The following is a 13,090-nucleotide window of genomic DNA, read 5'->3' as shown; positions in this document are numbered from 1 at the left end:
AAGCTCAGAAGGAGTCTTCTGTAATGGTCATTGGTTTAATGTGAGTTCAGCCAACAACTCAGGCCCAACATCCCGCGTGGCGGACCCGACAAACCCGACAGTACGTGTCGGTTGGCCGACACCTTCGCAGCAATGGACTCACAAGAACCACCGCAGGGTCAGAGATGCCGCGCTGTATTGAAACATTTTTTCGCTTTGGCACGGTGCATGCAACGTGATGCGCAAGCAGATCCCGGACTGAGGAGAATGGAGCCATGATTACGCTCACCGACAACGCTGTTGCCGCCATCAAGACTGCTCTTTCCCGCGCCAGCGAGCCGGCGGAAGGCTTTCGCATCATGGTCCAGGCCGGCGGCTGCGCCGGCTTCAAATACTTAATGGGCCTGGAGAGCGTGTCGCGCGAGGGCGACGCGATCACCGAGACAGATGGGATCAAGCTGTTCGTGGACGCGGGCTCCCAACCGCATGTCGCCGGCATGACCGTCGACTTCCTCACCGGGCTCGAATCTTCCGGCTTTGTCTTCGATAACCCCAACGCGCGCAAGAAGTGCGGCTGCGGCAAGTCCTTCAGTTGATCGCCCGAAGCGCCTGTGCGGGTCCATGAAGCGATTGCCGCCGACGGACTCATTTGCGGCAGAGGAGGCTTATATGGCCGGCACAACAGATGTCCCTGTCCTCAAGAACAAGGCAAGGTCGAAGCCGATCTTGGGACCGGCAATCGCTTCAGGTAGGATGCAAAGAACGTCGCCTCCCGAAACAGTTCGGTTCCTGGTGGCACCCAAGCTGCTGGCGGCCAAATCGCGCCGCTGCGCCAAATTCGGCTTATCGATAACGTTGTCGTGTTCGGGCGTCCTTACCTGCGGGCTGACGGCGGCGACTGCGGACTTGGCCATGCCGACGCCGATCCGGTCTACGTCAAACTCTCGGGCGTCCGCGCCGGCCGCCAGTTCGGGCCCATCATCATCAACGGCATACGCCAGAGGCTCAATGAGCCGGTCGCGCGCTCGCGTCATTCCGGTCAACTGAGGATCGCACATGAAACCTGTCTACCTCGACAACAACGCAACCACACGGGTCGATCCTGAGGTCGTGCAAGCGATGTTGCCGTTCTTTAGGGATCAATTCGGCAACCCTTCGTCGGCGCACGCTCTTGGCGCCTCAGTCAGTGCGGCGGTGAGAAAGGCGCGGAGGCAGTTGCAAGCTCTGATCGGGGCGGAGTTCGACGATGAGATCACCTTCACCTCGGGTGGGACAGAAAGCGACAATGCAGCGCTTCTTTCGGCGCTCGAGGCGGCGCCCAACCGAACCGAGATCGTTACGTCCGCGGTCGAGCATCCCGCCGTGCTGACGCTCTGCGCGCATCTTGAGAAGACCCGCCGCGTCAAGGTGCACAGGATCCCGGTGGATTGCCGTGGCCGGCTCGACCTCGACGCCTATATGGCCGTCCTCACCCCACAGGTGGCAATCGTCTCGATAATGTGGGCGAACAATGAGACTGGTGTGATCTTCCCCGTCGCCAGGCTTGCCGAGTTGGCCAAGGAAGTGGGCGCCCTTTTCCATACCGATGCTGTGCAGGCGGTCGGCAAGCTTCCGATGGACCTGAAGTCGACCGCAATCGACATGCTGTCGCTCTCCGGCCACAAGCTGCACGGGCCGAAAGGGATCGGCGCGCTTTTCGTAAAACGTGGCGTCAATTTCCACTCGCTGATCAAGGGGGGCCACCAAGAACACAACCGGCGTGCTGGCACCGAGAATACGCCCGGCATAGTCGGGCTCGGCATGGCGGCCGAACTCGCCTTGAAATTCATGGACGACGAGACCACACGGGTAAAGTCGCTCCGCGACCGTTTAGAGGACGGGATTCTCCAGCGCATCCCAAGCACCTGTGTCACTGGAGATCCCCTGGAACGGTTGCCCAACACCGCAAACATCTCCTTCGAACATATCGAAAGTGATGGAATTCCACTCCTCCTCAGCCGCGTGGGCATCGCGTGTTCCTCCGGCTCTGCCTGCACCTCCGGCTCTCTGGAACCGAGCCATGTCCTGAGCGCGATGAAAACGCCACACGCGGCAGTCCGCTTCTCCTTGGCGCGGGACAACGGCGAAGCGGACGTCGACCGGGTGCTCGAGGTCATGCCGGCAATCGTGGAGAAGCTGCGTGGCTTTCCCAGTTCTGGGCCGGGTAAGCGAAGCTCCGAAGACGTTCAATCCGGTCTATGCCTGAGCGGCAGCAGAACCGGCTACCGTTCATGACCCGTCATGTCTTTCTCAACGATACGACCTTGCGCGATGGCGAGCAGGCGCCCGGCGTCGCCTTTACCACGACGGAAAAGCTGGAGATCGCCGAGTCTCTTGCGGCGGCCGGCGTCACAGAGATCGAGATCGGCACGCCGGTCATGGGCGCCGACGAGATCGAAACAATTCGCGCCGTGGTCGCGCGGTGTCTCCCGGTTCGGCTCATGGCCTGGTGCCGGATGACGTCGCTGGATCTCGATGCAGCGATCGAGAGCGGCGTCCACGCCGTCAGTCTATCGCTGCCTGCGTCGGACATCCAACTTGCCGCCGAGCTCGGCCTCGATAAGGCGGGAGCGCTCCAGGTCATCGAACATATGGTCAGGCGCGCAGCCGCCGCCGGCTTCTTCGTCGCGGTGGGCTGCGAGGATGCCTCGCGGGCCAATCGGGATCATCTCGCCCGCGTCATCGAGACGGCTGCACGCGCCGGCGCAAGCCGCGTCAGGCTAGCCGACACAGTCGGCGTTCTCGATGCGTTTTCGACCTTCGAACTTGTCGCCCAGCTCGTGGCGCAGTCTCCAATCGACCTTGAACTTCATGCCCACAACGATCTCGGACTTGCTGCCGCCAACACGCTGGCCGCGATCCGCGCAGGCGCGCGCCATGGCTCCGTCACCGTCCTGGGGCTCGGCGAGCGTGCGGGCAATGCCGCGCTGGAAGAGGTGGCCGCCGCGATGGCGGTCCTCGACCGCGCGGATACCGGCATTGAGCTGACCGCATTGCCCGACCTCGCTGCCCAGGTGGCTTGGGCCGCCCGCCGGCAGACCGCGGCCACTAAGCCGGTCGTCGGCGCCGATGTTTTCACGCACGAATCCGGCATTCACGTCGCAGGGCTGCTGAAGGACTCGCGTACTTATCAGGGGCTCGATCCGGCTCTCGTGGGCCGCTGCCGGCGTATGGTCATCGGCAAGCATTCCGGCGCCACTGCGATTGCCCATGTGCTGAGCGAAAGCGGCCGCGATCTCGACCCGGATCTAGCAGCCGCGATGGTGGCCCGCGTCCGGCGCGAGGCGGCCGAGACCAAATCGACCGTCACTGCAACTCAACTGGTCGAGCTCTACGATGGAATGTGCAGCGAGGCATCCCTCGCGGAGCTGTGCGGGTCCAGGTCAGCCGTGCGCGAGCGCACCGACACCACAGTTTTCCGACCAGGGAGAATGCAATGAATTGTTCCGCTGACAGCCGCCCCATCGATGTCACCGACATCCTCGCACGACTGAAGCGCCTGTCGGCTGCGGAGGAGTTCTTCGCAGTCCTTGGCGTCTCCTATGATCCGAAGGTGCTGAATGTCTCGCGGCTCCATATCATGAAGCGCGTGGGCCAATACCTTGCCGAAGAAGATTTCTCCGGTCTGCCCGACAAGGTGATTGCCGCGCGGGTGCGCGCGACGCTCGAACGCGCTTACGAGGACTTCGTGATTTCCTCGCCACTCACGCATCGGGTCTTCAAGGTGCTCAAAGACCACGATCCGAACAAACCTGCCACGCCGGGCCGCACCTTTGTCCCGTTCGACTCCGTACTGAAGCGGTTCGGACAGGAATGACCGCGACACGGGTTGCGACGCGACAATGTCGAGAAGCCGACAAATCCGGTCATCACCACGGCGCCCTCAGAAGCAACCAACCGAAGTTCTAGGAATAGGGGCACGCAAAACAGTTGGCACGAATGATGCGCACCAAGGAGACAACCGCCAAGCCCGCATCCGGACAGGAGCCTAGAGAAACCGCCAATGCACATCGTAATCTGCATCAAGCAGGTGCCGGACTCGGCACAGATAAGGGTCCATCCGGTGACGAACACGATCATGCGCCAGGGTGTTCCGACTATCATCAACCCTTACGACCTGTTCGCCCTCGAAGAAGCCCTCAGACTGCGCGACGCCTACGGTGGCGAAGTCACCGTGCTCACTATGGGTCCGCCCATGGCAGAGGACGCGCTGCGCAAGGCGCTCGGTTACGGCGCCGACCGAGCGGTGCTCTTGACCGACCGCTATTTTGCCGGCTCCGACACGCTGGCGACCTCGTTCGCCCTTTCCCAGGCAATCGCGAAGGTTGGCGAGACGTTCGGCACGCCAGACCTCGTCTTCACCGGCAAGCAGACGATCGATGGCGACACCGCCCAGGTCGGGCCCGGCATCGCCAAGCGCCTCGCACTCCTGCAACTGACCTATGTCGCGAAGATCGCCTCTATTGACCTTGCTGCACGCGAGATCAAGGTCGAGCGCCGCTCCGAAGGCGGCACACAGATGCTGAAGAGCAGGCTCCCTTGCCTCATCACCATGCTGGAAGGCACAAACGAGATCCGCCGGGGCTCGATCCAGGACGCCCTGTGCGCCGCGCGCAGCCAGGTCTTGAAATGGAGTGCGGCCGACGCCGGCATTGAGGATCTCACCAAATGCGGCCTGCGCGGTTCACCGACGGTCGTCAAGCGCGTTTTCGCCCCTCCTGCGCGGGCGGAAAAGGCGGCAAAAATCGACACCGCCGAGATGGCTTTGCGCGATGTCGCTGACGAACTCATCACGGCAATCTTCACCCGCCAGCCGGCATTGGAACATGAGCTCGCCTTCAACGGCGGCGCGTGAGAGGGCAAGGATCAGACGATGTCGAACGCGAACCGAGAAACCCCTCGCCCTGCCGCCGGCCGTGCCGGCATAAAGAAGGAGCTGCCCGCGCATTTCAAGGACTACCGGCACGTTTGGGTTTTCATCGAGCTCGAACGCGGTCAGGTCCATCCCGTATCATTCGAACTGCTCGGCGAAGGCCGCATGTTAGCAGACAAGCTTCAGGTCCAGCTTGCGGGCGTCGTGCTTGGACCGCCGGGGGAGGCCATCGGGAACGCCGTTGCCGAAGCCTTCGCTTATGGTGCCGACCTGGTCTACATCGTCGAGGAGCCGCTGCTCGCCGACTACAGGAACGAGCCTTTCACCAAGGCGATGACGGATCTGGTCGATACCCACAAACCCGAGATCCTTCTTCTCGGTGCCACCACACTCGGCAGGGATCTTGCCGGCTCCGTGGCGACGACCTTGCAGACAGGGCTCACGGCCGACTGCACCGAACTCGATGTGGATACCGACGGTTCGCTCGCCGCCACCCGTCCGACTTTCGGCGGTTCCTTGTTGTGCACGATCTATACGCTCAATTTCCGCCCCCAGATGGCGACAGTGCGACCGAGGGTCATGCCCATGCCGCAGCGGGCGGATAAACCGGTCGGGCGTGTCATCCGGCACAAGCTCTCGGTAGCCGAGGACGAGATCGTTACCAAAATCCTCGGCTTCCTGCCGGATAGTCAGTCGGCAAAGGCAAATCTTGCCTATGCCGACGTCGTGGTTGCGGGAGGCCTCGGTCTAGGCGCGGCGGAGAACCTGCAGCTTGTGAAGAATCTCGCGCGAGCAATCGGCGCCGAGCACGGCTGTTCGCGCCCGTTGGTCCAGAAGGGCTGGATGCCAGCTGATCGGCAGATCGGCCAAACTGGCAAGACCATCCGGCCGAAGCTTTACATAGCGGCCGGGATTTCCGGCGCCGTCCAGCATCGGGTTGGCGTGGAGGGGGCGGATCTCATCGTGGCCATCAACACCGACCCGAACGCGCCGATTTTCGATTTCGCTCACCTCGGGATCGTCACCGACGCGATCCGCTTCCTGCCCGCACTGACGGAAGCCTTCACCCGGCGGCTGTCGCCCCACAGTCGCGATAAGCTTGCGAGCTAAGGGATGGACATGATTGAGGAACAATTCGACGCCATTGTTATTGGGGCCGGCATGTCCGGAAACGCAGCTGCTTACACCATGGCCAGCCACGGCCTGAAGGTGCTGCAGCTGGAGCGGGGTGAATATCCGGGCTCCAAGAATGTCCAGGGTGCCATCATGTACGCGAACATGCTGGAGAAGATCATCCCGGATTTCCGGGACGATGCGCCTCTCGAGCGGCATTTGGTTGAACAGCGGCTTTGGGTGATGGACGACACATCCCATACCGGGATTCACTATCGGTCGGACGACTTCAATGAGGCGAAGCCCAACCGCTACACGATCATTCGTGCCCAGTTCGATAAATGGTTTTCGCGTAAGGTGCGCGAGGCCGGCGCGACGGTTCTGTGCGAGACGACCGTGACGGAACTCATCCGTGACGCCAAGGACAGGGTGATCGGCGTCCGCACAGACCGGGCCGGCGGAGCCATCTACGCGGACGTGGTCGTCCTCGCAGAAGGTGTTTCCGGGCTGCTTGGCACGCGGGCCGGCCTGCGCGAGATGCCGAAGCCGCAAACCGTGGCGCTCGCCGTGAAGGAAATGCATTTCCTGCCCGAAGAGGTCATTGAGGAGCGGTTCGGCCTCAAGGGCGATGAAGGCTGCGTGATCGAGGCGGTGGGCACGACCTCCCGCAGCATGGCCGGGCTCGGCTTCCTCTACACCAACAAGGAGTCGATCTCACTGGGCATTGGCTGCCTCGTCTCCGATTTCGCGGCGATGGTCGAGAGCCCTTACGTCCTCCTCGACGCCTTAAAAACCCATCCTTCGATCCGGCCGCTGATCGCCGGCTCGGAAGTGAAAGAATATTCCGCGCATCTCATTCCCGAAGGCGGCTACAAGGCTATTCCGCAGCTCTTTGGCGACGGTTGGGTCGTGGTCGGCGATGCCGCGCAACTGAACAACGCCATTCACCGCGAGGGTTCGAACCTCGCCATGACCTCCGGCCGCATCGCGGCTGAGGCAATCATCGAGGTCAGGAGCCGCAACGGTCCTATGACCAAACGGAATCTCGCCCTTTACAAAGCCATGCTGGACAAGTCCTTCGTGGTCAAGGACCTAAGGAAATACAAAGACATGCCGGCCTTGCTCCACACCAATTCCTGCAATTACTTCACGACTTATCCGCGGTTGATGTCGCAAGCCGCGCAGAACTTCATGCGTGTCGACGGCATGCCGAAGATCGAGAAGGAAAAGGCGACCACGGCGGCCTTCATCAAGGCGCGCTCGCGCTGGGGGCTGGTCAGCGACGCGGTCCGCCTTGCATTGGCGTGGCGCTGAGGGGAGATGAAATGACGATCGCAGTGACGAAGTCACGTGTCGAGGACAAGCTTTACCAGAACCGCTACTTGGTGGATTCCGGCCGTCCGCATATCAAAGTGCGACCGCACGAGAGGCCAAGCGCGAACTTGCTCGCGCTGACCCACGTCTGCCCGGCGAAATGTTATGAGTTGAACGACAAAGGTCAAGTGGAGATCACTGCCGACGGCTGCATGGAGTGCGGCACCTGCCGGATTTTGTGTGAGACCAGTGGCGAGATCGAGTGGAACTATCCACGCGGCGGCTTCGGAGTCCTCTTCAAATTCGGATGACCGAGGCACGCACCGTATCAACAGGGTCAATCTTGGTACACCTGAGGTCGGGACCAAGGCCAAGTCTATCTTTGCTGGAATGGCCTCGCAACGAAGAGAAGCTCGTGAATACTGTGCTTTCAGAATTCAGATACAAAAGGAGGAGCACTCTGGACGACAACCCCTGAGGTGTTTCCATGGCTCACGTACCGCAAGATCGGGTCGACGAGGTAGCACCTCGGGATACCCGCCCTGAACCGCCCATCAAAAGCATGCCCCAAGCAGATATCGCGCTCAGGGGACTCTACGAGATATCGAAGGTGCTGACCGCCCCCACCGAGCTGGAGATTACGCTCGCCAATGTCGTGAACATCCTGCCTTCGTTTCTGCAGATGCGTCACGGAGCAATCGTCGTCCTGGACGCTGAAGGAGAGCCGGAGATTGCCGCAACTGCCGGCAACATCCACGCACCTCAATCAGGCACTCGCCGCGTCATACCACAGGCCATAACAGATCAAATCGTCGCTACGGGGACGCCGCTGTTCATACCGGACGTCCGCAAGTCCCAACTATTTCAGGCTGACCTTCAAACGTCTTCGAGCAGCGGGACCATCCCAATTGCCTTTATCGGTATCCCGCTAAAGGCTGATCATAAGATCCTTGGGACATTGTCGATCGACCGCGCCGGAGACGGCGTCACCGACTTTCGCGACGACGAGGACACATACTTCCTGACGATGGTCGCCAACCTTGTCGGCCGGACCATCCGTCTCCATCGCACCCTGAGTACAGATCGTCAGCGGTCTGTCCATGAACAATGGAGACCGGAGAAATCGCCCAACGAGGGGAGGACCTACGACCCTGCCCGGCATGCGGATGCCAAAATCGACGGGATCATCGGGGAAAGCCCCGCACTCAAGCAGGTGCTCGAAACCGTCTCGGTCGTAGCAGGGACCAATTCCACCGTGCTTCTGCGGGGTGAAAGCGGCACCGGCAAGGAATTCTTTGCGCAAGCCATCCATAAGCTCTCACGTCGGAGGAAGAGGTCTTTCGTCAAATTGAACTGCGCCGCACTGTCTGAAAGCGTTCTGGAGTCAGAACTGTTTGGGCATGAAAAGGGCGCTTTCACGGGTGCTATCTCCCAGCGCGCCGGTCGTTTTGAATTGGCAAATGAGGGAACGCTGCTACTTGATGAAATCGGCGAGATTTCGCCGGCCTTTCAAGCCAAGCTGTTGCGTGTCTTGCAGGAAGGCGAGTTGGAGCGAGTCGGCGGCACCAAAACGCTACAGGTCGACGTGCGCCTCATATGCGCCACCAACAAGGACCTCGAGACGGCCGTCATAAAAGGGGAGTTCAGGGCCGACCTTTATTACCGCATCAATGTGGTGCCAATTATCCTGCCTCCGCTCAGAGAGCGACCCGGCGATATTCCACGCCTTGCGAACGCGTTCCTCAACCGATTCAACAAGGAGAACGATCGCGCACTTGCCTTCGCGCCGTCGGCGCTTGACCTGATCTCGCAATGCTACTTCCCTGGTAACGTCCGCGAGCTGGAGAACTGCGTCCAAAGGACGGCCACACTTGCGCGTTCAAGGACGATCACGCCATCCGATTTCGCCTGTAAGAAGAGCCAGTGCCTTTCCTGGCTCCTCTGGAAGCGAGCCGACCGCTCGAATGGCGGCAATGCCATCGACGATCTCGCACGGTTCAACGAAGTGCCCGTCGGATTGCGGCTGCCGGCCAGTCGCATCGGTGCCTCCGCAGGCAAGGTATCTCCCCTTGCGGCGGGCGATCCGAACGATCCCGCTTGTCCCCCGCGTCTGACGGAACGCGACCGGCTGATCGACGCGATGGACAAGGCCGGTTGGGTTCAGGCCAGGGCGGCTCGTATCCTCGGCCTCACGCCGCGGCAAATCGGCTACGCGCTGCGCCGGCATGGTATCGAGGTGAAGAAATTCTAGACGTCGTGATGACGTCAAACGTAAGCCCGGAGTAGTCTCCCTCACACTCTGCGCGCCCAAGGCTGGTAGCCTTCGCGACCCGATTTGCTTGTCCACTGTCGGAAGCCCGACAAAGGTGTGTCGGAGCAATCCCACGGAATCCGACACGAAAGCCAATTCGTGAACCAAAACCGCTCTTTGAGCTGGCATAGCTCTTGCGGTTTGAACTGCGACATTCACCAGCAACGGAGCCGTTCGATGTCCGCACCGGCAATTTCGCTTGAGAGCCTCAGCACGACATTCGATGACGAGTTGCTTGCCACCGTGCAAGCCGGTGGCTGCGCGTCTTCGTCCTGCGGCTCGTCGATAAAGCCGGACGACACGGATCCGGCTATCTGGGAGAAGATCAAGGATCACCCCTGCTTTTCAGAAGAGGCGCATCACTATTTCGCGCGCATGCACGTCGCGGTCGCGCCCGGCTGCAATATCCAGTGCAACTACTGCAATCGCAAATATAACTGCGCCAACGAAAGCCGGCCTGGGGTGGTCTCCGAAAAGCTGACGCCCGACCAGGCGCTACGCAAGGTGATCGCGGTCGCCAACGAGGTGCCGCAGCTTTCCGTGGTCGGCATCGCCGGACCTGGCGATGCGTGTTACGATTGGAAGAAGACGAAGGCAACGTTCGAACGAGTCGCCAGGGAAATCCCAGACATCAAGTTTTGCATCTCCACGAATGGGCTCGCGCTGCCGGACCATGTCGATGAGCTTGCCGACATGAATGTCGATCACGTGACGATCACCATCAACATGGTCGACCCTGAGGTCGGTGCAAAGATCTATCCTTGGATCTTTTACGACCATCGCCGCTACGTCGGCATCGAAGCCGCCCGGATCCTGCACGAGCGCCAGATGTTGGGTCTGGAGATGCTGACCGCGCGCGGCATCCTCACCAAAATCAATTCGGTGATGATCCCCGGCGTGAACGATGAGCATCTGATCGAGGTGAATAGATGGGTCAAGGAGCGAGGCGCGTTCCTGCACAACCTCATGCCGCTGATTTCGGACCCGGCGCACGGCACGCACTACGGACTGAGCGGGCAACGCGGCCCAAACGCAATGGAGATGAAGGCTCTTCAGGATCGTGTCGAAGGCGGCGCCCAGTTGATGCGCCACTGCCGGCAGTGCCGGGCAGATGCCGTCGGCCTGCTCGGAGAGGATCGTGGCCAGGAATTCACAGTCGACCGGATTCCCGGCGAGGTCACCTACGATGCCAGCAATCGCAAGGCCTATCGGGAGCTGGTCGCGGAGGAGCGCCGTGATCACGTGGCGGCTAGGAGAGAAGCGATCGGATTGGTCAAGGCAGCGAGCCCCGGCAAGTCCCTTCTCTTCGCGGTGGCGACCAAGGGCGGCGGCCGCGTCAATGAACATTTCGGCCATGCGAAGGAATTCCAGGTTTATCAAGCCTCGCCGAGAGGGATCAGTTTTGTCGGGCATCGGAAGGTGGAGCAGTATTGCCTCGGCGGCTGGGGCGGAGAAGCCGCCCTCGATGGCGTCATCGCAGCGCTTGAAGGCATAGATATCGTGCTGTGCGCCAAGATCGGAAACTGCCCGCAGGATCAGCTCGCCGACGCTGGAATCCAAGCCACCGACGCATATGCCCACGACTATCTCGAGACCGCAATCAGCGCGATTTACGCGGCCGCGTCTGGGACCCCCGCACTCGCGGCGACGGCCTGAGCGCGTCTCATCCATTCGGACCAGGAGTTAAAATGGCTTTCAAGATCATCGCATCCCAATGCACCCAATGCGGCGCCTGCGAATTCGAGTGTCCCTCCGGCGCGATCAAGTTCAAAGGCGAGAGCTATGTGATCGAGCCGCAAAAGTGCACCGAATGCGAGGGGGTCTTCGATGCGCAGCAATGTGCCTCGGTATGCCCGGTGCCGAAGACCTGCGTTCCTGCGTGACGGACATTGGGCCGCCGACATGGTCGGGGATGCCTTCGCAGGACACCTGGAACGCCTTTGTTCACAATCTGCAGCCTCAAGAGAAATCAGGGAACGGACATGTCGCTCGGACGCGAAGAGGAGGTCGAAATCCGCAGGCCTCCACGATTCATGCCGGGAGAGCGGGTACGTGCCACTCGCCACATAAAGAATGACGGCACCTATCCTGGCAGGGAGATCGGCGAAAATCTCGTGCGGAAGGGCGACGAGGGATATGTGCGCGACATTGGCACCTTTCTCCAGCAGTTCTTCATCTATGCGGTCGAATGGATCGATCGTGGCACCGTCGTCGGCATGCGAGCGCGTGAACTGATGAGCCTCGACAAAGCCGAGGCGCCCTGCAGTGCTGAAAACAATACCAATGAAGGGACGGCCAGATGAAAGTCATGATCCGCAGGACCGATGCTGGCTTGTCGGCGTATGTCCCCAAAAAGGACCTCGAAGAGCCGATCATCAAGCTTGAGAAGGAAGAGTTGTGGGGCGGAACTGTGACGCTCAGGAACGGGTGGCGGCTCCTCCTACCCGATCTTCCACGGGATACGCGTCTGCCGATCACCGTCCAGGCAAGGAAGGTTTCCGAAGAGGACTGATGCTGCCCCTTGATAAGGTGCGTCGCGAGGAAACGAGCATGAACACCATCCTGACATCGGGCCACCTCGTCATCGTGCGGGACAGTTTTGCCGAAAAGCTGCTTGACCTGGCGGAGGAAGCGCTCGCCGCCGATGAGGTGATCCCCTATCTCGGTCCGGGTCTTCTTGAATTCAACTGTGCGGAACCGCCTGTGCCGCATACGCCGGAGCTCGTTGCCGCGGCACTCAATGCGCGGGCGCCAGCCCCTTCCAGGATCCGCACCAATATGTGGTCGGTTGCGCAGTTCATCGAACAGCGCCGGCATCGCCGGACGCTGCAAGCTTGGATGACCGACATATTCGCAGCGCCGGTGGCGCCTACCCTCCTCCACGCCTGGCTCGCAAGGCTGCCGCTCTCCCTCATCGTCGACAGCTGGTACGACGGCGCGATGCGCACGGCTCTCGTAGAGACCGGCCGAACGGACGTCGTTGAGATACAAGGCGTCACGCGGGCGAACGAAATCGGTAACATTTGGACGAAAACCTACGATTTGTCCGGGAGGGAACTCGACCCCCGATCGGGGGCAAAGACGGTTCTCTATACACCTCACGGGAGTATTAGGCCGGCGCAAAACTTTCTCGTCGCAGATTCCGACTATGTCGAAGTCCTGACCGAAATCGATATCCAGACACCGATCCCAGACGTGGTGAAGGAACGCCGCATCACCCGCGGATTTTTCTTCGTTGGCTGCCGCTTCAACGATCAGATGCTGCGCACCTACGCCAGGCAGATCATGAAGCGCTCCCGAGGTCCACATTGCGCGGTAATGGACGCGGAAACGCTGACCAGAAACGAATCGCGTTTCTTTGCGGCATGCGGAATCACGGTGATCGACATGCCAGTAAGTGAAGCCGCGGCTCGGCTTATAGGAACGGGCACTGCTGCAGGTGGTGGACAGGATTAACAATG

At 60.8% G+C, this 13,090-nt stretch carries 15 protein-coding genes; 14 read left to right on the top strand and 1 reads right to left on the bottom strand.

The window, feature by feature from the left end; translation table 11 throughout:
- Positions 1-254 precede the first annotated feature (254 nt).
- Entirely contained in the window at positions 255-575 is a 321-nt protein-coding gene (locus NKI22_RS15755) for a HesB/IscA family protein (protein WP_352715624.1), read from the top strand.
- A 69-nt stretch (positions 576-644) separates the two neighbouring features.
- Here the strand turns inward: NKI22_RS15755 and NKI22_RS15750 are convergent, their stop codons facing one another.
- The gene (locus tag NKI22_RS15750; RefSeq protein ID WP_352705436.1) at positions 645-1,037 is read right to left on the bottom strand and encodes a hypothetical protein; all 393 of its coding nucleotides are present in this window, start codon (positions 1,035-1,037) and stop codon (positions 645-647) included.
- Here NKI22_RS15750 and nifS point away from each other — a divergent pair.
- The 13 genes from nifS to NKI22_RS15685 all read left to right on the top strand — a co-directional run bounded on the left by nifS (position 1,036) and on the right by NKI22_RS15685 (position 13,085).
- Positions 1,036-2,253, top strand: coding sequence for a cysteine desulfurase NifS (nifS, locus tag NKI22_RS15745; RefSeq protein WP_352705434.1), 1,218 nt, complete (start codon positions 1,036-1,038; stop codon positions 2,251-2,253). The genes NKI22_RS15750 and nifS overlap by 2 nt on opposite strands.
- On the top strand, positions 2,250-3,458 hold the full coding sequence (nifV, locus tag NKI22_RS15740; protein WP_352715621.1) for a homocitrate synthase: 1,209 nt from the start codon (positions 2,250-2,252) through the stop codon (positions 3,456-3,458). Before nifS ends, nifV begins: the two co-directional genes overlap by 4 nt.
- Positions 3,455-3,835: a nitrogenase stabilizing/protective protein NifW gene (nifW, locus tag NKI22_RS15735; RefSeq protein WP_352715618.1), complete on the top strand. Its 381-nt coding sequence runs from the start codon at positions 3,455-3,457 to the stop codon at positions 3,833-3,835. The genes nifV and nifW overlap by 4 nt, the downstream gene beginning before the upstream one ends.
- 186 nt (positions 3,836-4,021) lie before the next feature.
- Entirely contained in the window at positions 4,022-4,873 is an 852-nt protein-coding gene (locus tag NKI22_RS15730; RefSeq protein WP_352705428.1) for an electron transfer flavoprotein subunit beta/FixA family protein, read from the top strand.
- Positions 4,874-4,891: 18 nt separating this feature from the next.
- The gene (locus tag NKI22_RS15725) at positions 4,892-6,001 is read left to right on the top strand and encodes an electron transfer flavoprotein subunit alpha/FixB family protein (protein WP_352705426.1); all 1,110 of its coding nucleotides are present in this window, start codon (positions 4,892-4,894) and stop codon (positions 5,999-6,001) included.
- A gap of 9 nt (positions 6,002-6,010) precedes the next feature.
- Positions 6,011-7,318 (top strand): FAD-binding protein, encoded by a 1,308-nt coding sequence (locus tag NKI22_RS15720; RefSeq protein ID WP_352705467.1) that lies wholly within the window; start codon positions 6,011-6,013, stop codon positions 7,316-7,318.
- Positions 7,319-7,329: 11 nt separating this feature from the next.
- Positions 7,330-7,629: a ferredoxin family protein gene (locus NKI22_RS15715; protein ID WP_023678245.1), complete on the top strand. Its 300-nt coding sequence runs from the start codon at positions 7,330-7,332 to the stop codon at positions 7,627-7,629.
- A 176-nt stretch (positions 7,630-7,805) separates the two neighbouring features.
- On the top strand, positions 7,806-9,569 hold the full coding sequence (gene nifA, locus NKI22_RS15710) for a nif-specific transcriptional activator NifA (protein ID WP_352715615.1): 1,764 nt from the start codon (positions 7,806-7,808) through the stop codon (positions 9,567-9,569).
- A gap of 237 nt (positions 9,570-9,806) precedes the next feature.
- The gene (gene nifB / locus NKI22_RS15705; protein WP_352705465.1) at positions 9,807-11,285 is read left to right on the top strand and encodes a nitrogenase cofactor biosynthesis protein NifB; all 1,479 of its coding nucleotides are present in this window, start codon (positions 9,807-9,809) and stop codon (positions 11,283-11,285) included.
- A 32-nt stretch (positions 11,286-11,317) separates the two neighbouring features.
- A complete protein-coding gene (locus NKI22_RS15700) occupies positions 11,318-11,512 on the top strand; it encodes a 4Fe-4S dicluster domain-containing protein (RefSeq protein ID WP_023678248.1) in 195 nt (64 codons plus the stop codon).
- A gap of 99 nt (positions 11,513-11,611) precedes the next feature.
- Complete coding sequence (locus NKI22_RS15695; protein ID WP_352491475.1) at positions 11,612-11,932, top strand: nitrogen fixation protein NifZ; 321 nt, start codon at positions 11,612-11,614, stop codon at positions 11,930-11,932.
- Positions 11,929-12,141 carry a putative nitrogen fixation protein NifT gene (gene nifT / locus NKI22_RS15690; RefSeq protein ID WP_352705422.1) on the top strand — a complete coding sequence of 71 codons (213 nt, stop codon included), beginning with the start codon at positions 11,929-11,931 and terminating at the stop codon, positions 12,139-12,141. The genes NKI22_RS15695 and nifT overlap by 4 nt, the downstream gene beginning before the upstream one ends.
- Before the next feature lie 38 nt (positions 12,142-12,179).
- A complete protein-coding gene (locus NKI22_RS15685; protein WP_352705420.1) occupies positions 12,180-13,085 on the top strand; it encodes an SIR2 family NAD-dependent protein deacylase in 906 nt (301 codons plus the stop codon).
- Positions 13,086-13,090 lie beyond the last annotated feature (5 nt).

Origin of the sequence: Mesorhizobium sp. M0778 (assembly GCF_040320105.1) — a bacterium.
In the GTDB taxonomy this organism is placed as follows: domain Bacteria; phylum Pseudomonadota; class Alphaproteobacteria; order Rhizobiales; family Rhizobiaceae; genus Mesorhizobium.
This window is presented reverse-complemented; position numbering and strand designations above follow the sequence as displayed.

Excerpts from the sequence above, each read along its gene's own strand:
- NKI22_RS15755 (WP_352715624.1), top strand. The coding sequence starts at position 255 with ATGATTACGCTCACCGACAACGCTGTTGCCGCCATCAAGACTGCTCTT.
- nifS (WP_352705434.1), top strand. The coding sequence starts at position 1,036 with ATGAAACCTGTCTACCTCGACAACAACGCAACCACACGGGTCGATCCT.
- NKI22_RS15750 (WP_352705436.1), bottom strand. The coding sequence starts at position 1,037 with ATGTGCGATCCTCAGTTGACCGGAATGACGCGAGCGCGCGACCGGCTC.
- nifV (WP_352715621.1), top strand. The coding sequence starts at position 2,250 with ATGACCCGTCATGTCTTTCTCAACGATACGACCTTGCGCGATGGCGAG.
- nifW (WP_352715618.1), top strand. The coding sequence starts at position 3,455 with ATGAATTGTTCCGCTGACAGCCGCCCCATCGATGTCACCGACATCCTC.
- NKI22_RS15730 (WP_352705428.1), top strand. The coding sequence starts at position 4,022 with ATGCACATCGTAATCTGCATCAAGCAGGTGCCGGACTCGGCACAGATA.
- NKI22_RS15725 (WP_352705426.1), top strand. The coding sequence starts at position 4,892 with ATGTCGAACGCGAACCGAGAAACCCCTCGCCCTGCCGCCGGCCGTGCC.
- NKI22_RS15720 (WP_352705467.1), top strand. The coding sequence starts at position 6,011 with ATGATTGAGGAACAATTCGACGCCATTGTTATTGGGGCCGGCATGTCC.
- NKI22_RS15715 (WP_023678245.1), top strand. The coding sequence starts at position 7,330 with ATGACGATCGCAGTGACGAAGTCACGTGTCGAGGACAAGCTTTACCAG.
- nifA (WP_352715615.1), top strand. The coding sequence starts at position 7,806 with ATGGCTCACGTACCGCAAGATCGGGTCGACGAGGTAGCACCTCGGGAT.
- nifB (WP_352705465.1), top strand. The coding sequence starts at position 9,807 with ATGTCCGCACCGGCAATTTCGCTTGAGAGCCTCAGCACGACATTCGAT.
- NKI22_RS15700 (WP_023678248.1), top strand. The coding sequence starts at position 11,318 with ATGGCTTTCAAGATCATCGCATCCCAATGCACCCAATGCGGCGCCTGC.
- NKI22_RS15695 (WP_352491475.1), top strand. The coding sequence starts at position 11,612 with ATGTCGCTCGGACGCGAAGAGGAGGTCGAAATCCGCAGGCCTCCACGA.
- nifT (WP_352705422.1), top strand. The coding sequence starts at position 11,929 with ATGAAAGTCATGATCCGCAGGACCGATGCTGGCTTGTCGGCGTATGTC.
- NKI22_RS15685 (WP_352705420.1), top strand. The coding sequence starts at position 12,180 with ATGAACACCATCCTGACATCGGGCCACCTCGTCATCGTGCGGGACAGT.